Source organism: Bartonella occidentalis, from assembly GCF_037070875.1.
GTDB lineage: Bacteria > Pseudomonadota > Alphaproteobacteria > Rhizobiales > Rhizobiaceae > Bartonella.
On sequence record NZ_JAYMZJ010000001.1, the window covers coordinates 729,998 to 754,257 of the forward strand.

Below are 24,260 nucleotides of genomic sequence, written 5' to 3' on the forward strand. Positions count from 1 at the left end.
AATATAATTAATGTAGCCATGAACAAAAAAAAGAGTGCTCCAGTATATAAAATAATTGCTGATAATCGTAAGGCTCGTTTCAATTTTGAAATTCTTGATAATTTTGAAGCCGGTCTTGTCCTTCAGGGAGCAGAAGTGAAGTCTTTGCGTTCCAATAACGCTAATATTGCTGAGAGTTATGCGAGCTTTGAAAATGGAGAATTATGGTTAGTTAATAGCTATATTCCTGAATATACACAAGCTAACCGTTTTAACCATGAACCACGTCGTTTGCGTAAATTGTTAATCTCAAAACGTGAGATGGCGCGTTTTTTTAATGCGACTTCTCGTGAAGGAATGACGCTTGTTCCACTCAAGCTTTATTTTAATAAGCAGGGGCGTGCTAAGTTAGAGATTGCTTTGGCGCGTGGGAAAAAGCTTCATGATAAACGAGAAACGGAAAAAAAGCGTGATTGGGGGCGTGAAAAAGCAAGACTTTTAAAAAGATATGGGTAACGAATTGAGTCTATACATCCCTGATTTTATAGGGTTGCTAAAAGGAGGGTGCTAGCATTGATCTAAATACGTTTTTGCTGCTTGAAAAATTTGATGAAACATAGCGTCTGTCAATCGACCAGTATTCGTATTATAGCGTGAACAATGATAGCTCGAAAAAATACGTAATTTGCCGATATTACTTATTTTTCCATGTCCAAAAGGATGATCTAAAACTTTTGCATTTAAAGCGCGGATGGTTGAATGATGTGCTATGGTGCCGAGAGTGATAACGGCTTTAAGTTTAGGAAGGCTTGTTAAAAGAGGAGAAAAGAAATATCGGCAAGTGTTAATTTCGGCACCAGTGGGTTTATTTTCTGGCGGAACACAACGGACTGAATTGACAATTGCTGTATCAATTAATTCAAGATTATCATCTGCTTTTTCTTCAAAGGTGCCTCTGGCAAACCCAAAATTCTTTAATGTAGAGTAGAGTAAGTGTCCAGCATAGTCTCCAGTGAAGGGACGCCCAGTTCGGTTCGCTCCACGTAATCCAGGGGCAAGGCCGATAATCAACAGGCGTGTTGTAACTGCGCCTTTATAAGGAAAGAATGGGTTGACTGGTGCGTTATGCCAAGTTGGTTCTTTTGTGCGCCAGTCAGCGATAAATTTGTTTAAGCGGGGGCATAAGTTGCAATTTTTAGGAGGTTCTGGGCAAAGCGATGTTAATTGGCTATTCATAGTGGCAGGCATAAATTTTTAAAATTTTTTTTTGAAATTCTTATGAGACATTACCTTTTTAAACGATCTCATCTTAATATAAACAAATTATAACATAGCTTAAACATAAAATCATTGCTGATTATTGTGCAAAAAGATGCAATTCTTAGCATTTATTAGAGGAAAAAGCATTAATTGATACCGTATGTAATAGAATTAAAATTTTTGATTTCTAATTTATGACATAAAAAGTGTGCGGGGAGTTTTTTGTTTGAATCCAGACTATGAACCTTTTGTTTAAAATCAGCATTCGTGGTCGATTTCAGTGGGATAAGTGTCTTTCATATATTTTAAGAGTTATAAAATTAAGTTGCTTTCGCAAAAAAAATATTGATAATCATACTGTTTTTCTTGTGTTTTATTTTGATTGTTGTATATACTGCGTACCCATTGAAATTTTTAAACCTTCAGAAAGAGGCATAAATGGCTCGCGTAACGGTAGAGGATTGTATTGATAAAGTTGATAACCGCTTTGAATTGGTGCTTTTAGCTGGCCATCGAGCACGTCAAATTTCACAGGGTGTGCAAATTACAGTTGATCGTGATAATGATAAAAATCCAGTTATTGCTTTACGTGAAATAGCTGAGGAAACGTTATCACCTGCCGATTTAAAAGAGGATCTTATTCATTCATTGCAAAAGCATGTGGAAGTTGATGAGCCAGAAGTAGCGAGTGAATTTATCTCTCACTCAGGTGAATCTGAAGGTGTTTTTGGTGTCTCATCAGAGGAAGAAGGATCTTCATTTGATTATATGTCCGAAGAAGATCTGTTAGCAGGTATTGAAGGTTTGGTTGTTCCGGAGAAAAGTGACGATTATTAATTTTTGCAGCTCATTATTATGAGATTAGTGTACGTTGTGATGGAATAGTCGTCTTCAAGGGTTAAGGTTTGACGATATAAGGGATATGCTGATATGATGCGTCAGTGTGAACTTGTTGGGCGTGTTCAGCGTTACAAGTCTGACGTGGATGAGGATCTGCTAAATAAGGCTTATGATTATGCGATGCGGAAGCATGGTCATCAAAAGCGTGCTTCAGGCGATCTTTATTTTTCCCATCCTTTAGAAGTAGCCGCTATTTTAACAGATATGCGATTAGACGAAGCAACAATTGCTGTTGCTCTTTTGCATGATACAATTGAAGATACGAGTGCTACGCGGGTAGAAATTGATCATCTTTTTGGGTCTGAAATTGGTAAGTTAGTTGAAGGGCTTACAAAGCTTAATAAGCTTGATTTTGTGTCGAAAAAAACAGTACAGGCAGAGAATCTTCGTAAGCTTTTTATCGCAATTTCTGATGATATTCGTGTTCTTCTAGTCAAACTTGCAGATCGTCTTCATAATATGCGTACCCTTTCGGTTATGCGTGATGATAAACGTCGACGAATTGCAGAAGAGACAATGGATATTTATGCGCCGCTTGCTGGACGTATGGGTATGCAGGATATGCGCGAAGAGTTAGAAGATCTTTCTTTTTTTCATTTAAATCCAGAAGGTTATCGTGCTATTACTAACCGGCTTTCTGAATTATCGAAGCGCAATCGTGATTTACTCTCCACTATTGAAAATGAATTGACAAAACTTTTTTCTGAGAATGGTATTAAAGCTTATGTTAAAAGCCGTCAGAAAAAATCTTATTCAGTTTTTCGTAAAATGGAAAGTAAAGCATTATCTTTTGAACAATTATCTGATATCTTTGGATTTCGTGTTATTGTTGAAACAGTAGATGATTGCTATCGTGCTCTTGGTGTGATCCATACCACGTGGCCGATGGTTCCTGGTCGTTTTAAAGATTATATTTCTATCCCAAAACAAAATGATTATCGCTCCATCCATACAACAATTGTAGGATCTTCGGGACAACGCGTTGAACTACAGATTAGAACTGCTGCTATGGATGAAGTTTCTGAATACGGTGTTGCAGCACATTCCATTTATAAAGATCGTGGTTCTAATTACTCGATTTCAAAGTTATCAAACGAAACCAATGCTTATGCATGGTTGCGTCAGACGATTCAATCTTTATCAGATGGAGACAATCCGGAAGAGTTTTTAGAACACACAAAGCTTGAGCTTTTCCAAGATCAAGTTTTCTGTTTTACCCCTAAGGGTCGGTTAATTGCCTTTCCTAAAGGTGCTACACCTATTGATTTTGCTTATGCAGTCCATACCGATATTGGGAATTCTTGTGTAGGGGTAAAAATCAATGGCCGCATTATGCCTTTAGTAACCAAATTAAAAAATGGGGATGAAGTCGATATTATACGTTCACAAGCTCAAATTCCGCCAGCAGCATGGGAGTTTTTGGTTGTAACTGGAAAAGCACGTTCAGCCATTCGGAAAGCAACTCGAGCAGAGGTTCGTAAGCAATATTCGGGTTTGGGATATCGTATTCTTGAGCGTTCGTTTGAATATATGGGAAAACAATTTTCAAAAGATCTTCTTAAGCAAGTTTTACCACGTTTGGCACATAAAGATGTAGAAGATGTATTAGCAGCTGTTGGTCGTGGTGAAGTGCCTTCTGTAGATGTAATTAAAGCTATTGATCCTGAATATCAAGATCACCGTACAGTACAAAAGTTGTCTTTTAAATCTGCAGAAGAAGGGTGGTTTAACATTGAAAATGCTCAAGGTATGATTTTCAAAGTTCCAGAAAATCAAAAGAGTGCAATTTCAGATAATAAACACCAATACAAAGCATTACCTATTAGGGGAATCCGCGGGGATGTTTCAGTTCGGTTTTCTCCTGAGGGAACTGTACCAGGAGATCGAATTGTTGGTATTATACAACCAGGAGAAGGAATTGTTATTTATCCGATACAGTCTTCAGCCTTGATGGCGTATGATGATCAGCCAGAGCGATGGATTGATGTACGCTGGGACATCGATGCTCAAATGAGTGAACGTTTTCCTGCTCGGGTGAATATTTTGGCTGTGAATAGTCCTGGCTCTTTGGCTGAAATTACTCAAGTTATTTCAGAAAATGACGCTAATATCCAAAATTTATCTTTTATATGTACTGCGCCAGACTTTACAGAAATCATGATTGATCTGGAAGTTTGGGATTTAAAACATTTAAATCGTATTTTTTCTCAGTTAAAAGAGGCCGATTCGGTTAGTTCAGTACGCCGAGTTTATGGATAAATGAGGGATTTGCCAATGAATACACAAGATGTGATTGATATTTTTAAACAGGCAGATGCTATTATGGAAGGGCATTTTATTTTAACATCAGGCCGCCATAGTGCTATTTATATGCAGAAAGCGAAAGTATTTATGCATGCTGACTTAACAGAAACATTGTGTCGTGGGTTAGCTGAAAAAATTAAGAGATGTGTTAAGAAAAAAATTGATTATGTAGTTGGTCCTGCGATTGGTGGTCTTATTTTATCATACGAAACTTCACGTCATCTTGGTGTTCCTTCTCTTTGGGTAGAACGTGTAAATGGTATATTTCAATTACGTCGTTTTGAAATTGAGAAAGGCGCGCAGGTTTTGATCGTTGAAGATATTGTGACAACAGGTCTTTCAATTCGTGAAACAATTGATGCTTTGGTTGCAGTTGAAGCAGATGTGGTGGCCAGTGCATGTATTCTTGATCGTTCTAACGGTAAGGTTGATGTCGGAGTTCCGTTGATTGCACTTGCTGAATATGAGATAGAATCTTATGCTAGTGATGCACTTCCTGCTGAGCTTGCTAAGCTTCCACCAGTCAAGCCAGGAAGTCGAAATATTTAAAATTTTTAATGACGTTACAGTTGTCTGTTTTGGTGCAAAAAACTAATACGATTAATTAAACTAATACGATTAATTAAAGTTACGCGGATATTTTATTTTAAGAAGGTGTGTAGTGAGAATCATATGCTTTTTCGTCGTCGAAAATCAATAGGTTTTATAAAGAGTATACGACTTTGGTTGTGGCCACGTCGTTCATTTTCTCGCTCATTTTGTTATATACGTAAACGTATTTTGCGTATATCAGCAACGCCTCATAAAGTGGCGTTGGGTTTTGCTATTGGAATTTTTTTAGCTTGTTCTCCTTTTCTTGGGGTTCATATAATTTTAGCAGTGTTTTTTTCTTGGGTTTTGCGTGGAAATTTTGCGGCAGCAATCATCGGAACTATTTTTTCTAATCCACTTACATTTTTATTCATCGTTATGGCAGACTATAAGATAGGCTATTTATGTTTATCATTTTTCAGCAATGTGGATGAAATTTCTCTTTCTCAAATCCGTACTGTGTTTGATGGTTTAACGCTTTCGAATATGCCTTTACTTTTTAAGAATGCTTGGAATTCGATTATGAGGCCGATGATTGTAGGAGGAACTATTTTAGGTTTTATTTGTGGTGGTCTATCTTATATAGGCGTTTATAGAGCGATAGCTCGTTTTCAACAAAAACGACGTCAAAAGATTATGAAAAAAAGGCGTTTATGGCAAGAAAATTCGGATCTTATCGTATGATCGTTGGTCTTGGAAATGATTTGATTGATATAAGGCGCATTGAAAAAATGTTAATTCGTCATGGTGACCGATTTGTTCAACGTATTTTTACGGATATTGAACAGAGTAAATCTAAAAATCTCCAAAAAAAATCTTCTTTTTACGCCAAAAGATTTGCTGCCAAAGAAGCATGTGCTAAAGCTTTAGGCACAGGAATCGCTCGTGGTGTGAGTTGGAAGGATATGGGGGTGGTTAATTTACCATCTGGCAAACCAGTTATGAAATTAACAAATCGCGCACAACTTCATTTACAAAAGTTGTTGCCTCCTGATTATCATTCTGTCATTCATCTCAGTTTGACGGATGATTTTCCTTGGGCGCAGGCATTTATTATTATTGAAGCTCTTCCACGTGGATAGATATTGTGGAAGAGTATAATATTACGATGAAAAGCTGGTTATATCTTTGATGGGAAGGTAGTCTGTAATGATCCAGAAAGAAGAAATTCATAAGCAGAAAAAAAAAGGCGGAATTATTGAATTTATTTCCGTTTTGATACAGGCTCTATTTTTGGCTGCGCTCATTCGTACGCTTTTTTTTCAGCCTTTTAGCATCCCTTCTGGTTCAATGCGTCCTACTTTGTTAGTTGGTGATTATCTGTTTGTTTCTAAGTATGCATACGGATATTCTCGTTTCTCTATACCCTTTTCTCCTCCTATTTTTTCGGGACGTATTTTGTCTTCTCAGCCTCAGCGTGGAGATGTTGTGGTTTTTCGCTTACCGAGCAATCCAGATATTGATTACATAAAGCGTGTTGTTGGCTTGCCGGGTGATCGTATCCAGGTTCGTCAAGGTGTTCTGTATATTAATGATAAGGCTGTTCCGCGTCACTTTATGGGAAAGGTTAATAATCCCGATATAACAGAAGTCAATTATCCTGTTGATGTTTATCGCGAAACAATGCCTAATGGTATGAGTTATGATACACTTGATTTAGGTTTTTTCCCGCAAGTTGATGATACAAAAGTCTTTGAAGTTCCTTTAGGGCATTACTTTATGATGGGTGATAATCGCGACAATTCAGATGATAGTCGTTTGGATGTTGGTTATGTTCCAGAGGAAAATCTTGTTGGTCGAGCAAGTTTAATTTTTTTCTCTATCAGTAATGGTTCAAGTGCTTGGCAAGTTTGGCGTTGGCCATTTGATGTGCGTTGGAATCGTTTGTTTTCTTTTATTAACACTGTTCATGATTTACCGCTTGATAAGCAGGAGATCAACAATGAATCGTTCAGTCATTGATCAACTTGAAAGACTAACGGGACATCGTTTTAAAAATGAAGATAGGTTAAAAAGAGCATTAACGCATTCTAGTGTGCAAGATTTTAAGCGAGGAAACTATGAACGGTTGGAATTTTTAGGCGATCGGGTTCTTGGGCTTTTAATTGCAGAAATGCTATATCAGTTTTTTCCTCAGGCAAGTGAAGGAGAACTATCAGTACGCTTAAATGGTTTGGTAAATGCACAGACATGTGCTGATATCGCACTAGAAATTGGTTTACCTGATATGATTCACGTTGGTTTTGAGGTAAAAAACTTAGAGGGTCGTCGGCTTACGAATATGCATGCTGATGTAGTTGAAGCTTTAATTGCTGTAATATATCTCGATGGAGGGTTGGAAAGCGTTAAGCCCTTTATTCAAAGATATTGGCAAAATCGTGCGAAAAAGATGGAAGCCGGTCGTCGTGATGCTAAGACAGAATTGCAAGAGTGGGCTCATATACAGGGTGGTGCACAGCCACATTATCGAGTTATAAAACGCTACGGTCCAGATCATGATCCTGTTTTTATGGTAGAGGTAAGCATTTCTGGCTTTGCGTCGGAAATTGGGCAGGGCAGCTCTAAGCGGTATGCTGAAAGAATGGCTGCTGAGAAGATTTTGCGACGAGAAGGCGTATGGGAAACTGTGGGGAAAAATGATAATGGATGATGCTATCAAAACACGTTCCGGGTTTGTTGTGCTTATTGGGATGCCTAATGCTGGTAAGTCGACATTGGTTAATCAGTTAGTTGGAACAAAGATTTCAATTGTAACACATAAGGTGCAAACAACACGAACTTTGATTCGCGGTATTGTCATTCATAATGATACACAGATTGTATTAATTGATACACCAGGTGTTTTTCGTCCCCATAAACGATTAGAACGCGCTATGGTATCTGCGGCTTGGAGTGGCGCTAAGAGTGCGGATATCCTTTTGGTTTTGATCGATGCTCAAAGTGGTCTTTCAGATGAGATTTGTACGATGTTAGATATTGTACAAAATATCGAACAGGATAAAATTCTTGTTCTGAATAAAATTGATACAGTTGAGAAGTCATCCCTTTTAGCACTGACGGCTAAAATTAATGAACGGGTGAGTTTTTTGCAAACATTTATGATTTCGGCTCTCAACGGTTCTGGTTGCAAGGATTTGCTTTCCGCGTTAAGTGCAATGATGCAGCTGGGACCGTGGTATTATCCAGAGGATCAGATTTCAGATATGCCCATGCGTCAGCTCGCTGCTGAAATTACACGTGAAAAGCTTTTTCTTCGTCTCCATGATGAGCTTCCCTATTCTTCAACAGTTGAAACAGAAAATTGGGAAGAACGTCCAGATGGTTCGGTTAAAATTAATCAAGTTATTTATGTAGAACGCAATAGTCAGAAAAAGATTGTTTTAGGAGCAAAAGGTCATACAATTAAAGCAATTGGTCAGGCATCACGTAAAGAGTTAATGGAAATTACGGGTCAAAAGATTCATCTTTTTTTATTTGTAAAAGTGCGTGATAATTGGGATACCGATCCAGAACGTTACCGCGAAATTGGGCTAGATTTTTTAAAATAAAATGAAATGGAAAGAACAAGCTATTATCCTTGGTACACGCCAGCATGGTGAAACGAGTGTTATTCTTGAAATTATGACGCGTCAACATGGTCGTTATATGGGAGTGGTAAAAGGAGGGCGTTCGCGCCGTATGGCGGCGATTCTTCAACCTGGTAATTTAGTAGAAGCTGAATGGTGGGCACGTTTAGATGAACATTTGGGACTTTTTCGGATTGAAGCACTTAATTTGCACGCTGCACGATTAATCCTCATACCAGAAGCGCTTTATACTTTGCAGTTGATAGCTTTTCATTTACGTCTTCTTCCTGAGCGTGATCCGCATCCCATTCTATATGATACTTTACATATTTTTATGCAAGACTTTAGTGAGCCGTTTGTAAATGCGGTATTACTTGTACGTTTTGAAATGCGGCTTCTAGAAGAGCTTGGCTTCGGACTTGACTTATCTCATTGTGCTGCAACAGGAACTCAAGAAAAGCTTTGTTATGTATCGCCAAAATCAGGACGTGCTATATGTGAGGAAGCAGGACGTCCTTGGAAAAAAAAGCTTCTAAATTTACCACAGTTTCTCGTACAAAGAACTGCTTATCCCGTTGATTTTAATGATGTAATAGATGGTTTTATTTTAACAGGTTTTTTTTTGATGCGCCATGTTTGGGAACCACGTAATATACAACAACCATCAGTACGCGTTAATTTGATGCAGTTATTTAAACGACGATTTTGTATGTAAGAATTTTCATATTGACTTAACTAAAATAAATAGAATGCAAAAATGCAAATTTTAAGAACAATTTCTGAAGTACGCCACTATATAGCACAAGATCGAAGTTTAGGATTTTCGATTGGTTTTGTTCCAACTATGGGAGCATTGCACGATGGTCATCTCGCCTTAGTACAACAAGCAAGGAAAATGTGTGATCGAATATTGGTTTCTATTTTTGTCAATCCGAAGCAATTTGGTCCTCATGAGGATTTTAATAAATATCCAAGAGATTTGATAGGTGATTGCGCCTTATTGAAAAAGGTGGGTGTTGAATATGTTTTTGCACCTTCTACAGAAGAAATGTGGCCACCAGGGAATGAGACAGTTGTGAAAGTAGAAAAATTGTCGCGTACTTTGATGGGAAGATTACGTCCAGGCCATTTTTATGGTGTTACCAGTGTTGTTGCTAAGCTTTTTAATATCGTTCAGCCAGATAAGGCTTTTTTTGGGGAAAAGGATTTTCAACAGCTTTTGATTATTCGTCGTATGGTAGAAGATATGGCTTTTCCTGTTGAAATTGTTGGAGTGCCCATTTTACGAGAAGCAGACGGTGTTGCCAGCTCTTCACGTAATCAATTTTTAACATTAGAAGATCGCAAAGCTGCCAGAATTATTCCTAAGAGTGGTAAAGCTGCTGGGAAACTTTATTACCAAGGGGAACGGTCAGTTGATAAATTATGCAAAATTGTTCGTGATATTTTACAACAAGAATCACGTGCGATCATTGAATCGATAGATATACGGGATATGAGAACTTTATGTGTGATCAAAGGAAAACTGAATAAACCTGCAGTTTTATTATTAACTGTTCGCTTTGGTGAAGTTCGGCTTATTGATCAATATATATTGCAACAGAAAGACTGAAAATGAGTGTGCATAAAAATAAAATCATAAAGCGTACTACTGCTTCTGAAATAAGATCAAGAAAAGGGCAAGAGCCGATCGTTTCTCTTACAGCTTATCAGGCTTATACTGCACGGATTGCTGATCCATATTGCGATATACTTTTGGTAGGCGATAGCGTTGGGATGGTTGTACATGGGTTTGATACAACGATTCCTGTTAATTTAGATATGATGATTTTACACGGGCAGGCAGTTATGCGTGGATCTCAGCAGGCGCTTGTTGTTGTTGATATGCCCTTTGGTTCTTATGAGGGAAGTCAAGAAAAAGCTTTTTCTAGTGCGTCAAGGATTCTTGCAGAAACAGGGTGTGGCGCAGTTAAGCTTGAAGGTGGTGTTTATATAGCAGAAACAGTTTCTTTTTTGTGTAAACGCGGTATCCCAGTTATGGGGCATATTGGTCTTACTCCACAGGCGGTGAATAGTCTTGGTGGTTTTAAAACACAAGGTCGTAAGGAGAGTGATTGGCAAAAGATTGAAGCTGATGGGATGGCGATTGAAGAAGCAGGTGCTTTTGCTGTTGTTGTGGAAGGGGTTGTTGAACCCTTAGCGGTAAGGCTTACAGAAAAACTCTCTATTCCAACTATTGGTATTGGTGCGTCTAATCAGTGTGATGGACAGATATTGGTTATGGAAGATATGTTGGGTTATGGTTCCTATGTGCCTAAGTTTGTGCGCCGTTATGGTGCTCTTGAACAAGCAGCACATACTGCGATCAAAAATTATGCAAATGACGTTAAATTACGTACTTTCCCAGGAGATACAGAAATTTATAAACTTAAATAAAAATTTAATTGAATATACAATTTTGAAAAGAAAGAGTATTTGTTATGAAGCTTAGGAATTAGTTATATTCCTTTATAGATATTTTATTTGTGCACAGCGTAAGTTATTTTTTTTGTGCTTTGTTTCAGTTGTATGTCATCAATAAATTTAGAAATTTTTTGGTATATTTTTGAAGTTCATTACAGGTTAGTGTTTTAATTTAGCTATGACCGCTCTTTTGCAGGTTTTGAGCTGCGATTCATTTTAAAAGGTAGCGATTGTAAAGTATCAATATTTGCAATTTGTATGATCATTATTAAAAAAATATACTTTCTGCATTTTTGTTATTACTATACTCAAGTAAATATGAATGGGGAAAAGCAATAGATAACTCAAATATATTCATAATCTTTATCTGCAGTGCAAAGGATAACGACAAGGAAAACTAGTATGCTCTTTGAGAGTCAAGGTCATAAAAACGGGTTAAAAAAGCATTTTCAATTTGTTGTGTGGAGTTCGGTTGTAGATCAAGTTGATCGGATAAGCTATGACTTGGAGATCCGAAATAATGAAGGGCTTCTTCTGAACTGAAGCCGGCAAGAGTAACAGCTTCGTGGAATGCAGCAATGCGATCAGCTTGTTTGATTTTTTTTAAAAGTTTCTGAGAAGGATCAATAGGCAGAGAAAAGCGCATGTGGATAGCATCTTGTATACGTTTTTCGATGAGCTCATATTGTTTTCCTATAACAGCTTTAAAGGGAGAAATCATATCACCAATAACATATTCTGGTGCGTCATGGAGAAGAGCACAAAGACATTCATTGCTAGGCGATTGTGGATAAAGGTTTTGAAATATTTGTTCCACTAAAAGTGAATGTTGTGCGACAGAATAAGCATGTTCTCCTAATGTTTGCCCATTCCAACGCGCAACACGGGACAGTCCATGAGCAATATCTTTAATCTCAACATCAAAAGGAGAGGGGTTTAACAAGTCAAGCCGTCGGCCAGAAAGCATTCTTTGCCAAGCACGTATTTCTCCATTTGGTGATAATTCAGCTTTAGCCATTAGTTAGTTTCCATATTACTTTCAGGAAAGGTAAAGTTCACATTTTCAGGAATGCTTATTGTGACAGGAGTATTTTCTACTGTAAATGGAATATTGTTATTCATAGCATCTTGAATATGGTCAATGCGCATGAGAGCTAAGGCTTCATTTCCAACACATGTTCCTAAGCTACCAAGTACTTTGGTTCCTGCTTGAACATTAAATTCTGGGTTTAATTTATTTTGTCCTTTTATTTTCAAGACACGACGACGCGCTGCGCGACGATGATGAACTCGTGAAATAACTTCTTGTCCAATATAACAACCTTTATTAAATGCTAATCCGCCAATTTGGTCGTAATTGATATCGTGAGGGAAGACTTTTCCTATTTCATAATCTTGATCACTTTCTGCGATTGCATAACGGATACGCAACAGGTTCCAATTATCGTTATATTCAGGAGCAAAAGAAGGTATTTCTCCATAGAATCGTAATATTTTTTCTTTTTGTGGAAATCGTTTATCAGTAAAAATTGAATCACAATTTAGAAGATCTGTTTCTTTATTCCAAAAAATCGTAACAATTTCTTGCAGGGGTTGTGTAATTTCTACTTTTGTACGTAGCTTATAGAGAAGAAGGCGTTTTTGTAAGCTATCAGCTAAAGAAGAAGTGATATCAATTAGATAGCCATCATTTATTTTACCTATTAAAAAGTCAGCGATAACTTTTCCTTGTGGAGACAAAAGAGCGCCAGGAAAAGTTTCTTGTAGACCGATTTTTTTTACATCTGTTGTTATAAGAACTTGTAAAAAACTTGTTGCATCTTCCCCCGTAACCCTAATAATTTTACGGTTTTGTAAGCGAATGGCATTTTGTTTTTCATTCATGGTTATTGCCTTTCTGCCCAAAGTTACATAATCGGTAACGAGGAGATATGTAGGAGTACGATTATGTTTAAAACATTTGATACAATTTTAAAAGGTGCAACACTTGTAAATCACGATGGAAATAGCAAGCGTGATATTGGTATCACGAATGGTCGTATTGCTGAAATTGGCGATCTTACATATGCATCTGCTGGTGAAATAATTGACTGTACAGGTCTTCATATTTTACCCGGTATCATCGATAGTCAAGTTCATTTTCGTGAGCCAGGCTATGAACATAAGGAAGATTTGGAAAGTGGTTCATACTCTGCGGTTTTAGGAGGGGTTACAGCAGTGTTTGAAATGCCTAATACCAATCCATTAACGACGTCAGAAGAAGCATTGACCGATAAAGTTAAACGCGGATTTCATCGGATGCATTGTGATTTTGCATTTTGGGTTGGAGGAACGCGTGAGAACATACACGAATTGGCTGAGTTAGAAAAACTTCCTGGTGCTGCAGGAATTAAGGTTTTTATGGGATCTTCTACAGGCGATCTTTTAGTGGATGATGATGAAAGTGTGCGTCTTATTTTACAGAATACACGCCGCCGTGTAGCTTTTCATTCTGAAGATGAGGCAAGACTCAATGAGCGGAAGGTATTGCGTATTAAAGGGGATGTATCATCGCACCCAGTTTGGCGTGATGAGGTCACAGCATTAAAATGTACTCAACGTTTGGTTAAAATAGCACACGAAACGAAGGCACGCATCCATGTGTTACATCTTTCTACAGCAAAAGAAGTTGACTTTCTAAAAAATCATAAGGATGTAGCAACGATTGAAGTTACTCAACATCATTTGACTCTAACTGCTGATGATTATCAGAGGCTTGGCACGTTGGTTCAAATGAACCCACCTATCCGTGAGAGTTATCACTGTGAAGCACTTTGGTATGGGGTTCAGCAAGGTATTGTTGATGTAATAGGATCTGATCATGCTCCCCATACACTTGAAGAAAAGAGTAAACCTTATTTTTTTTCACCTTCAGGGATGACAGGTGTGCAAACAACAGCAGCAATTATGCTGACACATGTCAATGCCGGAAAACTATCTATTGAACGCTTTGTTGATCTTACTTCACATGGTCCTAGTCGCATTTTTGGCATAAGCCGCAAGGGGCGTATTGCTGTTGGATATGACGCTGATTTAACTATTGTTGATCTTAAGCGGGAAGAGACTATTACGAATGCATTGGTTGGTTCGCGTGCAGGTTGGACACCTTATGATGGTAAAAAGGTTAAAGGCTGGCCCGTTGGAACTATCATTCGTGGTATGCGTGTTATGTGGGAAGGTGAAGTTGTCACACCTTCACAGGGAGAACCTGTTAAATTTATAGAATCTTTGGCGTAATCAGATTGAAAATAGATGTGCCTTACGAAATGATTTTGTGAGCCTAAAGATGCTGTAATGAGCTTTATCGCTCATGAATATGGATGATTGAGAATTTGATAATTTTATTTATGTTTTTAATTGCTAAAGTGCGTAAGAAGGTTTTCGGATAAGGATCTACCTTCTTTAATGTATCTGTGGTTTGCTTCAATTGCTGATAGTGTACAATGATGATAATTTATTGAGAAGGCATGATAAGCTTCGTTAAACGCTTCATAAAAATAAGCGCGTCTTTGTGGAGTTGGTTTTTCTGCTTCGATTAGTGTAGCCATGTGATCATACCATTTGTTTGTTGGAATACTACAAAGGTTTTGCAGATAGTGCAGGGAGCCCAAAATTTCTGCCAGTCTTAATAATTTTGTATCATATGGTGGATATTGCTGTGAAAAAGTTGGCGTTGAGGTTAAGAATAATATTAAGATATTGATTTGAATTAATTTATTGCGCATCATTTTATTATTCCCGTTTATTTTTTAAATTTTTGTGCGGTTATTATCGCAGACAAAATCATCTTACTATTGAGCTACAATGTTGAGGATATGACGCGAATGATCTGTGCATCATTACTTAATAGCAGATATACTAAAGATAGGTCATGCGAGGCGGTAAAAAATGCTCATGGGAAATTAAAAATTTTAATTTTTTGCGCGCAATCCATTTTTGAGTAAATTTACCTCGTATTTTAGCATGAAGATTTTTTTCTTTAATAATTCTGTTAGAAAGAAGAGTGGTATAAATTTTACCAATAGAAGATTTTTACTTAATAAGAGTAAAACAAAATTACTTTTATGAGATGGATACAGCATAAATAAAGTAAAATGGTTATAAAAATTTGACATAAGAGATATATAAATTTTGATCTGAGCCGGTGTAACTCAATGGCCTTAGATGAGGTTTAATTAGAAAAGCAGCGAAGAATATCGCTAATGGAGTATAATTATGAAAGAGCTGCGATTTTATAATACGCTAACACGTAAAAAGGAAAATTTTAAACCAATAGATGCTATGAAGGTGCGTCTTTATGTTTGCGGTCCGACAGTTTATGATTATGCTCACATAGGTAATGCACGTCCTGTAATTGTTTTTGATGTTCTATTTCGTTTATTGCGTTATACCTATGGTAATGATCATGTTATATATATTCGTAATATTACAGATGTAGATGATAAGATTATTGCACGAGCAGCTTGTGAGTATCCCAATTTAGCTCTTAACGATGCTGTTCGCCAATTGACTGAGCGTACATATTTTCAATTTCAACAAGATACACAGGCACTTGGTTGTTTATTCCCAACCAGCCAGCCACGCGCAACTGATCATTTAGAGGAGATGCGCTCTTTGATTGAGAGGTTGCTTGAAAAAGGTCACGCCTATAAAGTGGAAAATCATATATTGTTTTCTGTAAGCAGCATAAAAAAACATCCTCATTATGGTACATTTGCGAAACGATCGTTAGATGAAATGAGAGCGGGTGCGCGTGTTGATGTTGCGGCTTATAAAAGGGAAGAGATGGATTTTGTTTTATGGAAACCTTCTGCAGAAGGAGAGCCAGGTTGGGTATCACCTGCAGGAATTTCTGTTTTAGGTCGTCCAGGTTGGCATATTGAATGTTCTGCAATGTCAATGGCAAAGTTGTTAACTCCCTATGGTGGCGGTTTAATGTGTGATAATCCGACAGCAAATATTTTTGATATTCATGGTGGTGGTATTGATTTGATTTTTCCTCATCATGAAAATGAAATTGCACAGAGTTGTTCAGCTTTTGGGACTGAGCGAATGGCAAATTTTTGGATGCATAACGGCTTTTTGCAGGTTGAAGGTAAGAAGATGTCAAAAAGCCTTGGCAATTTCATCACTATTCGTTCTATTTTAGAGAGTAATTTTCTTGAATTTAATGATGCTGTAATAGATGAATTGAAGCAAAACTGGGCTGGTTTATCTGCGCGTTTTTCGATGCTACAAACGCATTATCGTGAACCGTTAAATTGGACAGCTCAACGTTTAGCTCAATCTAGTAGCGAACTGTATCGTTGGTATGAATTTTTGCGTTGTGAAAAAGAGTGCCTGGATAAGAATGAAAGTCTTGATGCCTCTTTCATAAAAGCATTAAGCGATGATCTTAATACTCCCAATGCACTTGCTCTTTTGCGAAAATTTTATAAAGCAGGTAATTCTGTATCTCTCGCAAATGGGATGAATTTATTGGGGTTATTGCGACAGGAATGGGTTAAAGAAGTAAAATGTCCACTATTTGTGAAGAAAATTTCCCTTGATGCACAATTTATTGATCAACGCATTGCCGAAAGATTACGGCTTATCCATAATAAAGAGTGGACAGCTGCAGATACAATTCGTGATGAGCTTGCAGTTGAAGGAATTTCTCTAAAAGACAGTAAAGATCCTAAAACTGGTGAGCGTATAACTGTGTGGGAAATAAGACGGTTTTAGTTTCCATATTCCGACGGCTTTTATAATACATAAAGGAAAAAGTTTTAATAGCATTTCATATCAATACGGGTATATCTCGCTTAAGTTTTTTACTTGCCTATTTTAAAACTTTAAGAACTGTAGATCATAGTAATATTTTTCAGAATAGCAGTGATTGGGTTGATAAATTTTTGTGATGAGTCATATTATTGAAGGTATTGTTTATAGATCCAAATGTTCACAGCATTTAAATTACTGTGAAAACTGTCTATTTAGTCAAATTTTGATGGCATTCTTATGTTTTTTAACAGTCTTATTCATCGTGTTTAATAATCTCATTTGTAAAGAAAAATGTCGATTGGTTTTAGGTGTTGTGTTTTAAATAATCAGATTAAGGGTTGTAGGTTCACTTAAAAAATTTGATTAATAGGTGAGCATACATGAATCTGCTCTTGCTTGTTTAGAAATAATGGCGATTGTTTTATTATAAAAAGGGAGAAAATAAAAAAGACGCGTCTCTGGTACAGGATGCAAAAATTTACAAACACCTTAAAGGGATTAGTAAGTCAAAAAACTGTTTCAAAAAAAATTAAAAAATCCTGAAAAAAGGTATGTAAAATAAGAGTTTGTCTTTAACAAATAGCATAAGTGTACAGGCAGAGTAATGTATTATAGCAGATTAATTCTTGTCCCTTTTTTAAAAACAGTCTAACCTGAGATATTAGTAATATAAGCATAGCTTTCTGGAAACGTATAAAAGAGTGTTCTGATCTGTAAAGATGCTAAGGGGAGGCTCGTTATGTCTGTTAAGTATATGATAGAGAAGTAAGGACTTTATGAAACAGAATAAAATGATGAAGACTGTGTCGTCAGATACAGGTCAGACTTTGCGCACAATTTATAATTTATGGCCTTATATATGGCCAGCAGATCGGAGAGATCTGAAAATGCGCGTTATGTGGGCAATGTTTTATCTTCTTTTAGCTAAAATGATTCTCGTATCTGTTCCGTATTTTTTTAAATACGCCACGGATACACTTGATGCGAGATCTCATCTGTCTACATGGTTACCATCCAGTTGGATTGTACCCATTATGCTGGTTTTGGTATATAATATTGCACGTATTATTCAGAGTGGACTTGATCAGTTACGCGATTTCCTTTTTGCAACCGTTGGTCAACACGCTATTCGTCGCTTAGCTTATAAGACCTTTGTGCATATTCATGAGCTCTCTTTACGATTTCATGTAGAAAGACGAACCGGTGGGCTTTCCCGTGTAATTGAACGTGGTACAAAAGGAATTGAAGCTATTGTGAGATTTTCAATTCTTAATACAGTACCAACGATTTTGGAGTTTTTGCTGACTGCACTTGTATTTTACATAAGCTATGGATGGCATTATTTTCTCATAATTGTGATAACGATTGCTTTATACACTTTGTTTACAATCAAAGCTAGTGATTGGCGCATCGGTATTCGAAAAAAAATGAATGCAGCAGATACTGAAGCTAATACGCGTGCTGTTGATTCTCTTTTGAATTTTGAAACAGTTAAATATTTTGGCAATGAAAATTTAGAATCACATCAATTTGATTCGGCTATGGCAGATTATGAAAAAGCTGCTACAAAAATTTGGACATCATTAAGTTGGCTTAATTTTGGTCAGGCTCTTATTTTTGGTATTGGAATGACTATCCTGATGGTGATGTCGGCTTATGAAGTTCTTCGTGGAACGCAAACTTTAGGAGATTTTGTTTTTATTAATGCACTTTTAATGCAGCTTTCCATGCCTCTGAATTTTATTGGGTCAATTTATCGTGAAGTTCGACAGGGTTTGACTGATATTGAAGCTATGTTTGATCTTTTAGATGTTCGGCAAGAAATCGTTGATAAACCAGATGCCAAACCATTAGCGGTAGATGTTGGAACTATTCGGTTTAATAAAGTAAGATTTTCTTATGATTCGACCCGCCAGATTCTCAAAGATATTGATTTTGAAGTTCCTGGAGGTAAAACAGTAGCAATTGTTGGTCCATCGGGTGCTGGTAAATCAACTATTTCTCGATTACTTTTTAGATTTTACGATGTTGATGAGGGTTCAGTCACAATTGATGGACAGGACATTCGTGATGTAACTCAGAAAAGTTTACGTGAAACCATTGGCATGGTGCCACAGGACACAGTTTTATTTAATGATACAATTGCATATAATATTCGTTATGGGCGCCCAAGTGCTACAGATGAGGAAATGCGCAAAGCTGCTGACATGGCACAGATATCGAAATTTATTGAGACGCTTCCAGAAGGTTTTCAATCTATGGTGGGTGAGCGTGGTCTTAAACTCTCTGGTGGTGAAAAACAACGTGTGGCTATCGCGAGAACATTATTAAAAGCTCCTCCACTTCTTATCCTGGATGAAGCAACTGCAGCTCTTGATACAACGACGGAGCAAGAGATTCAGCAGGCATTAGACATAGTAAGTCGGGGACGTACGACATTGATTATTGCTCATCGTCTTTCTACTGTTATTAATGCTGATGAAATTTTGGTTCTCAAAAATGGTCGTATTATTGAAAATGGAACGCATGATGAGCTCTTATATAAGAAAGGTCTATATGCTTCAATGTGGAATAAACAACTTGAGGCATCGCAGGCTGAAGAAAAATTACGTAAAATGCGTGAAGAAGATGAGTTAGGTGTTGTTGATCGTAAAAAATAAGTCACATAAAACGGCCTTTATATGGAGTAGTTAATGCAATACATAAAGGGAGAGGGAAAAACAAAAATTTATTACTTGTTAGTTTATATCTGTGAATAGGAAATTATATGAGTATTCTACAATCTATCCATAATAGTGTTGTGCCAGTTCATAAAGAAGGTTACCCTTTTATTGTATTGTTCTTTGTCGTTTCTCTTATTCTTGGTTGGGTATGGGGTCCCTTGTTTTGGTTCGGTCTTGTTTTAACGGTTTGGTGTATATACTTTTTTCGTGATCCAGATCGTGTAATCCCTCTTAATTCAAATTGGGTTATGTCTCCTGCTGATGGGCGTATCTCATTTGTTGGATCATCCGTTCCACCTGAAGAGTTAGGATTGGGTAATGAAGAAATGATCCGTATCTCTATATTTATGGATGTTTTTTCTTGTCATATAAACCGTATTCCTATAGGTGGTACAGTAGAGTCTGTTGTTTATCATCCGGGTAAGTTTGCTAATGTAGAGCTTGATAAAACCAGTCAGTTTAATGAGCGGAATGGCGTGGTTATTAACAGCGAACATGGTAAAATTGCTATGGTACAAATAGCAGGAATGATTGCTCGTCGGATTGTCTGTTGGTCAAAAGAAAATGATTCTGTGATTACTGGACAACGCTTTGGGTTGATTCGTTTTGGTTCTCGGCTTGATCTTTATATACCAATCGAAGTTAATCTGCGTGTTGCAGTTGGCCAGACGGCAATTGCTGGAGAAACTGTTTTAGGATCTTTTGACGATAAGAGCGCTGCAATTAATTTCAGATTTGATTAAGGTGGATGATGAAAAATTTTTCGCCATTTTCTTCATTTAATCCTGAAGGACATCATGATGATATTGCAAATCGATGGCGTTCATCTACATCAATGCGGTATGTTATTCCCAATATTATTACCATTTTGGCTATTTGTGCAGGGATGAGCAGTATCCGTTTGGCTTTTGAACATCGCTATGAAGCTGCTATTTTAATGGTATTGTTGGCAGCCATTTTAGATGGTGCTGATGGTCGTATTGCTCGTTTAATGGATGGAAGTTCATCTTTTGGAGCGCAGATGGATTCTCTTGCTGATGTTGTAAATTTTGGCGTTGCTCCTGCATTTATTGTGTATTCATTTATTTTGACTCAGGTTCACCATGTTGGTTGGATTGCAGCACTTGTTTATTGTGTTGCTTGTTGTTTGAGGCTAGCGCGTTTTAATGTGATGTTGGATAATATTGATATACCAAAATGGCAGGGCAATTATTTTGTCGGAGTTCCTGCGCCAGCAGGGGCATTATTACTTTTATTTCCTGTCTATCTGGGAGCTCTTGGTTTGATACCAAGTTGGAGGTGGGCGCTATTTTTTAGTCTTTATACTGTGGTTATTGCTTTTCTTTTGGTCAGTCGCTTGCCAGTATGGAATGCAAAAACTATTGATCAAAATCTGAGGCGGGATATCGTTATACCCTGCATGTTGATCATTGTGATTTATGTAGGTTTTCTCGCAACTTATACATGGTATACTTTATTAATCACGGCTATTGGCTATATGATTTTTCTACCCTGTAGTGTTTTAGCATATAATAAACGAGCTGCTTTGGAAGAAGAAAAGACAAATGTGAAAGCTATCCAAGAATCATAAAGTCTTTATATTTTTCTTGTACAAATATAAAGAAGGATAAAGGTTTAGAAATAATTTAGAACAGCGATTATTACAGCTGTAAATTAGTCGGGTGCGTGATAATCTGTAAACCGATTTTTTCGGACATTAAAGAGCTTCCCTGTTTCATTTAGATCAGGTGATAATAAGTGGACTATCTTTGCTGCAACTTCTTGCGGTGAGGGCAGGGTTTGAGGGTCTTCATCAGGTGCGGCTTGTGCACGCATGGCAGTACGTGTTGCACCTGGGTTGACACAATTAACTTTTATATGAGTGTGTTTTAGTTCTTCTGCCCAGCAGCGAGCAATAATTTCTAAAGCAGCTTTAGAGGCTGCATAAGGTCCCCAGAAAGCACGTGCAATATGGGCAACGCTTGAGGACAAAAAAACAGCTCGTCCAGCATCAGACTGACGCAATAACGGCTCAACTATTTTCATTAAGCGCCATTGGCTGATAAGATTTATTTGAAAAATATCTTCAAAAGCCGTATTTTCAATGTGAGTTATTGGTGAGAGTGATCCAAGGATTCCTGCATTTGCAACTATGATATCGAGTTTTTTCCAGCGTTCAGCAATAGAAATACCAAGAGTATCAATACCTTCCATGTTGTGTAAGTCGAGTGGGGCGAGCGTTGCAGAAGCACCTATTGCTTGGATTTGATTATTAAGTTCAGTTAATGCACTGACTGTTCTTGCAAGGGCAATAACGTGAGCACCACGCGCTGCAAGCTCTAAGGCTAAATAATAGCCAATTCCTCTTGAAGCACCTGTAACCAGAGCAACACGGTTATGAAGACTAAAATCTTTTATCAATATTAATCTCTTGTTTTAAGAACAGATGATTGACTAATTCTCGGGATGCTTTCTTGATCAACCAGATGCGTAGGGTAGTGTCCAGTAAAATAATGGTCAGTAAATTGTGGGTCTGCATTATTCCGTTTTTCACCTGCTACAGCAAGATATAAACCATCTGTTGAAAGAAACTCTAATGAATCTGCTCCTACAAAATTGCACATAGATTTTAAGTCTGGATATTGATTAGCTAAAAGACTTTCCATTTTAGGTGTATCAATACCATAGAAATCAGGATAAAAAATCATAGGGCTAGCAATACGCATATGAACTTCTTTTGCCCCTGCCTCTCGGAGCATTTGGACAATTTTGACGGACGTTGTTCCACGTACAATAGAATCATCAATCAGAATAACGCGTTTCCCTTCGATAATTGGGCGATTTGCAGAATGCTTTAATTTAACTCCAAAAGCACGAATTTGTTGTGTTGGTTCAATAAAAGTACGGCCGACATAGTGATTACGAATAATCCCAAGTTCAAAAGGAATTCCAATTTCTTGTGCGTAGCCAATCGCTGCGGGTGTTCCACCATCAGGAACAGGAACCACAACATCACCATCACAGGGTGCTTCCCGTGCTAAATGGATTCCCATATTTTTACGTACCGTGTAAACACTACGCCCCCCAACGATTGAATCAGGACGAGCAAAGTAAACATACTCAAAAATACAAATTTTTTCTGGTTTTTCTATCTCTGATTTTATCACTTTTTTAGTGATTTCCCCATTTTTTTGTATTTCACATATAATGATTTCTCCATTTTTAATATCGCGAATATATTTAGCTCCGATGATGTCGAGTGCACAGGTTTCTGAACAAAAGATTGGTTTGCCATCCAACTCACCCATTACGAGAGGCCTAATCCCTGTCGGGTCACGTGCAGCAATAAGTTTGGTGCGCGTTAACGCCAGCATGGCATATCCACCCTCTACTTGTCGAATGGCATCAACAAAGCGATCAGATGACGATTCATAACGTGAGCGGGCAATAAGATGAAGAAAAACTTCAGAGTCTGATGTTGACTGACAAATAGCACCAGAGGCAATAAGTTGGCGACGTAATGTAAGACCATTTGTAAGATTACCATTATGAGCAATAGCGATACCTCCAGCTTTTAGCTCAGCAAAAAGAGGCTGTACATTACGTAACGCTACTTCTCCAGTTGTAGAATAACGGGTATGCCCAATAGCGAGATTGCCAGGTAAACGAGCGAGTGTTGAGGGGTTTGTATAGTGATCACCAACAAGACCAAGATGTTTTTCTTGATGAAATATTTTATTATGATAGGAGACGATTCCAGCTGCTTCTTGTCCACGATGTTGAAGTGCATGAAGCCCAAGAGCTGTTAACGTTGCTGCATCTTCATGCCCAAGAATCCCAAAAACCCCACATTCTTCATGAAGAGTATCGTCATCCAATGAAAATTCATGAGAGGGAATGTTGATTTCTGTCATTATATTCTTTCTGTCATGATGTAGCGAACGGTTAATATCATTATTGTACAATTATTTGAACTTTTGTCCTAAAATAAACTATTTTTTGTTCTGCAGAGATATATTTTCATGAAAGTGTTTATCATTTATGCTTACACTATTTCTTTTAAAAAGTTTCTCTGCTTGTTCGAGGATATAGTCGAGATCTTTGGGAAGTATATTCCAAACTTGTGTGCCCAACGAATCTAAAATGGATTTTGTTTTTGCATTTTTCAGCCAATCAGCTTGTTGTTCAGGTTTAATGAGTGCATTAATGAGCAACATGCCAATAACCATAATTAATAAGCCACGTAGCGCTCCAAAAATAAAACCGATAGTGCGGTCAAGTATACCAATTCGGCTATCAATGATAAAATCGGAGATTTTTACTGTAATAATAGAAGTAATAATCAGAATAATAACGAAAATTGTAGACAGTGTTGCGATTAATGCAATCGTTTTATTAGATAGATATTGTTCAAAGAAGGGTAATACGGGTTTAAATAAAAATAACGTGGCAACAGCTGCAACTGCCCAAGAAATTAGCGATAACACTTCGCGTGAAAATCCTCGGAGCATAGCAAGAAAAGCAGACAACAGGACGATCGCTACGACAATTCCATCAAGGATTGTTACAGTCATTTGTTTATTCCTTATACCTAAAATTGCGTTTTATTTGAGCAGTTAGCATACAAATATATTCCGGTTATGCTATTTTCTAATCTTATAGCAAGGATATT

At 37.3% G+C, this 24,260-nt stretch carries 24 protein-coding genes; 17 read left to right on the forward strand and 7 right to left on the reverse strand.

Annotation, left to right across the window (positions count from 1 at the left end):
- Window positions 1-18 precede the first annotated feature (18 nt).
- Entirely contained in the window at window positions 19-495 is a 477-nt protein-coding gene (gene smpB, locus WCP78_RS03005; RefSeq protein WP_336279013.1) for an SsrA-binding protein SmpB, read from the forward strand.
- A 51-nt stretch (window positions 496-546) separates the two neighbouring features.
- On the opposite strand, the gene WCP78_RS03010 is transcribed toward smpB, so the two are convergent.
- Complete coding sequence (locus WCP78_RS03010) at window positions 547-1,215, reverse strand: uracil-DNA glycosylase (protein WP_336279014.1); 669 nt, start codon at window positions 1,213-1,215, stop codon at window positions 547-549.
- A gap of 462 nt (window positions 1,216-1,677) precedes the next feature.
- Here WCP78_RS03010 and rpoZ point away from each other — a divergent pair, with 462 nt between their 5' ends.
- The 11 genes from rpoZ to panB all read left to right on the forward strand — a co-directional run bounded on the left by rpoZ (window position 1,678) and on the right by panB (window position 11,036).
- Window positions 1,678-2,076: a DNA-directed RNA polymerase subunit omega gene (gene rpoZ, locus WCP78_RS03015; protein WP_336279015.1), complete on the forward strand. Its 399-nt coding sequence runs from the start codon at window positions 1,678-1,680 to the stop codon at window positions 2,074-2,076.
- A gap of 93 nt (window positions 2,077-2,169) precedes the next feature.
- The gene (locus WCP78_RS03020; RefSeq protein WP_336279016.1) at window positions 2,170-4,398 is read left to right on the forward strand and encodes a RelA/SpoT family protein; all 2,229 of its coding nucleotides are present in this window, start codon (window positions 2,170-2,172) and stop codon (window positions 4,396-4,398) included.
- A 15-nt stretch (window positions 4,399-4,413) separates the two neighbouring features.
- Window positions 4,414-4,992: an orotate phosphoribosyltransferase gene (gene pyrE, locus WCP78_RS03025; RefSeq protein WP_336279017.1), complete on the forward strand. Its 579-nt coding sequence runs from the start codon at window positions 4,414-4,416 to the stop codon at window positions 4,990-4,992.
- Between the two features lie 123 nt (window positions 4,993-5,115).
- A complete protein-coding gene (locus WCP78_RS03030) occupies window positions 5,116-5,718 on the forward strand; it encodes a DUF2062 domain-containing protein (RefSeq protein WP_336279018.1) in 603 nt (200 codons plus the stop codon).
- On the forward strand, window positions 5,715-6,116 hold the full coding sequence (acpS, locus tag WCP78_RS03035) for a holo-ACP synthase (RefSeq protein WP_336279128.1): 402 nt from the start codon (window positions 5,715-5,717) through the stop codon (window positions 6,114-6,116). The genes WCP78_RS03030 and acpS overlap by 4 nt, the downstream gene beginning before the upstream one ends.
- Before the next feature lie 67 nt (window positions 6,117-6,183).
- Window positions 6,184-6,996 carry a signal peptidase I gene (lepB, locus tag WCP78_RS03040; protein WP_336279019.1) on the forward strand — a complete coding sequence of 271 codons (813 nt, stop codon included), beginning with the start codon at window positions 6,184-6,186 and terminating at the stop codon, window positions 6,994-6,996.
- Window positions 6,977-7,684, forward strand: a complete 708-nt coding sequence (gene rnc / locus WCP78_RS03045) for a ribonuclease III (RefSeq protein ID WP_336279020.1) — start codon at window positions 6,977-6,979, stop codon at window positions 7,682-7,684. The genes lepB and rnc overlap by 20 nt, the downstream gene beginning before the upstream one ends.
- Complete coding sequence (gene era / locus WCP78_RS03050; RefSeq protein ID WP_336279021.1) at window positions 7,677-8,582, forward strand: GTPase Era; 906 nt, start codon at window positions 7,677-7,679, stop codon at window positions 8,580-8,582. The genes rnc and era overlap by 8 nt, the downstream gene beginning before the upstream one ends.
- A 1-nt stretch (window position 8,583) precedes the next feature.
- On the forward strand, window positions 8,584-9,315 hold the full coding sequence (gene recO, locus WCP78_RS03055; RefSeq protein ID WP_336279022.1) for a DNA repair protein RecO: 732 nt from the start codon (window positions 8,584-8,586) through the stop codon (window positions 9,313-9,315).
- Window positions 9,316-9,357: 42 nt separating this feature from the next.
- Window positions 9,358-10,212 carry a pantoate--beta-alanine ligase gene (panC, locus tag WCP78_RS03060; protein WP_336279023.1) on the forward strand — a complete coding sequence of 285 codons (855 nt, stop codon included), beginning with the start codon at window positions 9,358-9,360 and terminating at the stop codon, window positions 10,210-10,212.
- Window positions 10,213-10,214: 2 nt separating this feature from the next.
- On the forward strand, window positions 10,215-11,036 hold the full coding sequence (panB, locus tag WCP78_RS03065) for a 3-methyl-2-oxobutanoate hydroxymethyltransferase (protein WP_336279024.1): 822 nt from the start codon (window positions 10,215-10,217) through the stop codon (window positions 11,034-11,036).
- Between the two features lie 424 nt (window positions 11,037-11,460).
- Here the strand turns inward: panB and WCP78_RS03070 are convergent, their stop codons facing one another.
- Entirely contained in the window at window positions 11,461-12,081 is a 621-nt protein-coding gene (locus WCP78_RS03070) for a YfbR-like 5'-deoxynucleotidase (RefSeq protein ID WP_336279025.1), read from the reverse strand.
- Window positions 12,081-12,947, reverse strand: coding sequence for a CAF17-like 4Fe-4S cluster assembly/insertion protein YgfZ (ygfZ, locus tag WCP78_RS03075; RefSeq protein ID WP_336279026.1), 867 nt, complete (start codon window positions 12,945-12,947; stop codon window positions 12,081-12,083). The genes WCP78_RS03070 and ygfZ overlap by 1 nt, the downstream gene beginning before the upstream one ends.
- A gap of 63 nt (window positions 12,948-13,010) precedes the next feature.
- Here ygfZ and WCP78_RS03080 point away from each other — a divergent pair, with 63 nt between their 5' ends.
- Window positions 13,011-14,339 (forward strand): dihydroorotase, encoded by a 1,329-nt coding sequence (locus WCP78_RS03080; RefSeq protein WP_336279027.1) that lies wholly within the window; start codon window positions 13,011-13,013, stop codon window positions 14,337-14,339.
- A 116-nt stretch (window positions 14,340-14,455) separates the two neighbouring features.
- Here the strand turns inward: WCP78_RS03080 and WCP78_RS03085 are convergent, their stop codons facing one another.
- On the reverse strand, window positions 14,456-14,827 hold the full coding sequence (locus tag WCP78_RS03085; RefSeq protein ID WP_336279129.1) for a TIGR02301 family protein: 372 nt from the start codon (window positions 14,825-14,827) through the stop codon (window positions 14,456-14,458).
- 490 nt (window positions 14,828-15,317) lie between these two features.
- On the opposite strand from WCP78_RS03085, the gene cysS reads away from it, so the two are divergent.
- From cysS to pssA, 4 genes are all read left to right on the forward strand, one after another.
- Window positions 15,318-16,826 (forward strand): cysteine--tRNA ligase, encoded by a 1,509-nt coding sequence (gene cysS / locus WCP78_RS03090; protein WP_336279028.1) that lies wholly within the window; start codon window positions 15,318-15,320, stop codon window positions 16,824-16,826.
- A gap of 815 nt (window positions 16,827-17,641) precedes the next feature.
- Window positions 17,642-19,525, forward strand: a complete 1,884-nt coding sequence (locus tag WCP78_RS03095; RefSeq protein ID WP_336279029.1) for an ABCB family ABC transporter ATP-binding protein/permease — start codon at window positions 17,642-17,644, stop codon at window positions 19,523-19,525.
- Between the two features lie 107 nt (window positions 19,526-19,632).
- Complete coding sequence (locus WCP78_RS03100; protein ID WP_336279030.1) at window positions 19,633-20,331, forward strand: phosphatidylserine decarboxylase; 699 nt, start codon at window positions 19,633-19,635, stop codon at window positions 20,329-20,331.
- Window positions 20,332-20,339: 8 nt separating this feature from the next.
- Window positions 20,340-21,179 (forward strand): CDP-diacylglycerol--serine O-phosphatidyltransferase, encoded by an 840-nt coding sequence (pssA, locus tag WCP78_RS03105; protein WP_336279130.1) that lies wholly within the window; start codon window positions 20,340-20,342, stop codon window positions 21,177-21,179.
- Between the two features lie 83 nt (window positions 21,180-21,262).
- Here the strand turns inward: pssA and WCP78_RS03110 are convergent, their stop codons facing one another.
- The 3 genes from WCP78_RS03110 to WCP78_RS03120 all read right to left on the reverse strand — a co-directional run bounded on the left by WCP78_RS03110 (window position 21,263) and on the right by WCP78_RS03120 (window position 24,162).
- Window positions 21,263-22,009 carry an SDR family NAD(P)-dependent oxidoreductase gene (locus WCP78_RS03110; protein WP_442895296.1) on the reverse strand — a complete coding sequence of 249 codons (747 nt, stop codon included), beginning with the start codon at window positions 22,007-22,009 and terminating at the stop codon, window positions 21,263-21,265.
- A gap of 2 nt (window positions 22,010-22,011) precedes the next feature.
- Entirely contained in the window at window positions 22,012-23,502 is a 1,491-nt protein-coding gene (purF, locus tag WCP78_RS03115; protein ID WP_336279031.1) for an amidophosphoribosyltransferase, read from the reverse strand.
- Between the two features lie 78 nt (window positions 23,503-23,580).
- Window positions 23,581-24,162, reverse strand: a complete 582-nt coding sequence (locus WCP78_RS03120) for a CvpA family protein (protein ID WP_336279032.1) — start codon at window positions 24,160-24,162, stop codon at window positions 23,581-23,583.
- Between the last annotated feature and the right edge of the window lie 98 nt (window positions 24,163-24,260).

What these genes read in the sequence shown, in the direction of transcription:
- smpB (WP_336279013.1), top strand. Translation starts at nt 19, where the DNA reads ATGAACAAAAAAAAGAGTGCTCCAGTATATAAAATAATTGCTGATAAT.
- WCP78_RS03010 (WP_336279014.1), bottom strand. Translation starts at nt 1,215, where the DNA reads ATGAATAGCCAATTAACATCGCTTTGCCCAGAACCTCCTAAAAATTGC.
- rpoZ (WP_336279015.1), top strand. Translation starts at nt 1,678, where the DNA reads ATGGCTCGCGTAACGGTAGAGGATTGTATTGATAAAGTTGATAACCGC.
- WCP78_RS03020 (WP_336279016.1), top strand. Translation starts at nt 2,170, where the DNA reads ATGATGCGTCAGTGTGAACTTGTTGGGCGTGTTCAGCGTTACAAGTCT.
- pyrE (WP_336279017.1), top strand. Translation starts at nt 4,414, where the DNA reads ATGAATACACAAGATGTGATTGATATTTTTAAACAGGCAGATGCTATT.
- WCP78_RS03030 (WP_336279018.1), top strand. Translation starts at nt 5,116, where the DNA reads ATGCTTTTTCGTCGTCGAAAATCAATAGGTTTTATAAAGAGTATACGA.
- acpS (WP_336279128.1), top strand. Translation starts at nt 5,715, where the DNA reads ATGATCGTTGGTCTTGGAAATGATTTGATTGATATAAGGCGCATTGAA.
- lepB (WP_336279019.1), top strand. Translation starts at nt 6,184, where the DNA reads ATGATCCAGAAAGAAGAAATTCATAAGCAGAAAAAAAAAGGCGGAATT.
- rnc (WP_336279020.1), top strand. Translation starts at nt 6,977, where the DNA reads ATGAATCGTTCAGTCATTGATCAACTTGAAAGACTAACGGGACATCGT.
- era (WP_336279021.1), top strand. Translation starts at nt 7,677, where the DNA reads ATGGATGATGCTATCAAAACACGTTCCGGGTTTGTTGTGCTTATTGGG.
- recO (WP_336279022.1), top strand. Translation starts at nt 8,584, where the DNA reads ATGAAATGGAAAGAACAAGCTATTATCCTTGGTACACGCCAGCATGGT.
- panC (WP_336279023.1), top strand. Translation starts at nt 9,358, where the DNA reads ATGCAAATTTTAAGAACAATTTCTGAAGTACGCCACTATATAGCACAA.
- panB (WP_336279024.1), top strand. Translation starts at nt 10,215, where the DNA reads ATGAGTGTGCATAAAAATAAAATCATAAAGCGTACTACTGCTTCTGAA.
- WCP78_RS03070 (WP_336279025.1), bottom strand. Translation starts at nt 12,081, where the DNA reads ATGGCTAAAGCTGAATTATCACCAAATGGAGAAATACGTGCTTGGCAA.
- ygfZ (WP_336279026.1), bottom strand. Translation starts at nt 12,947, where the DNA reads ATGAATGAAAAACAAAATGCCATTCGCTTACAAAACCGTAAAATTATT.
- WCP78_RS03080 (WP_336279027.1), top strand. Translation starts at nt 13,011, where the DNA reads ATGTTTAAAACATTTGATACAATTTTAAAAGGTGCAACACTTGTAAAT.
- WCP78_RS03085 (WP_336279129.1), bottom strand. Translation starts at nt 14,827, where the DNA reads ATGCGCAATAAATTAATTCAAATCAATATCTTAATATTATTCTTAACC.
- cysS (WP_336279028.1), top strand. Translation starts at nt 15,318, where the DNA reads ATGAAAGAGCTGCGATTTTATAATACGCTAACACGTAAAAAGGAAAAT.
- WCP78_RS03095 (WP_336279029.1), top strand. Translation starts at nt 17,642, where the DNA reads ATGAAACAGAATAAAATGATGAAGACTGTGTCGTCAGATACAGGTCAG.
- WCP78_RS03100 (WP_336279030.1), top strand. Translation starts at nt 19,633, where the DNA reads ATGAGTATTCTACAATCTATCCATAATAGTGTTGTGCCAGTTCATAAA.
- pssA (WP_336279130.1), top strand. Translation starts at nt 20,340, where the DNA reads ATGAAAAATTTTTCGCCATTTTCTTCATTTAATCCTGAAGGACATCAT.
- purF (WP_336279031.1), bottom strand. Translation starts at nt 23,502, where the DNA reads ATGACAGAAATCAACATTCCCTCTCATGAATTTTCATTGGATGACGAT.
- WCP78_RS03120 (WP_336279032.1), bottom strand. Translation starts at nt 24,162, where the DNA reads ATGACTGTAACAATCCTTGATGGAATTGTCGTAGCGATCGTCCTGTTG.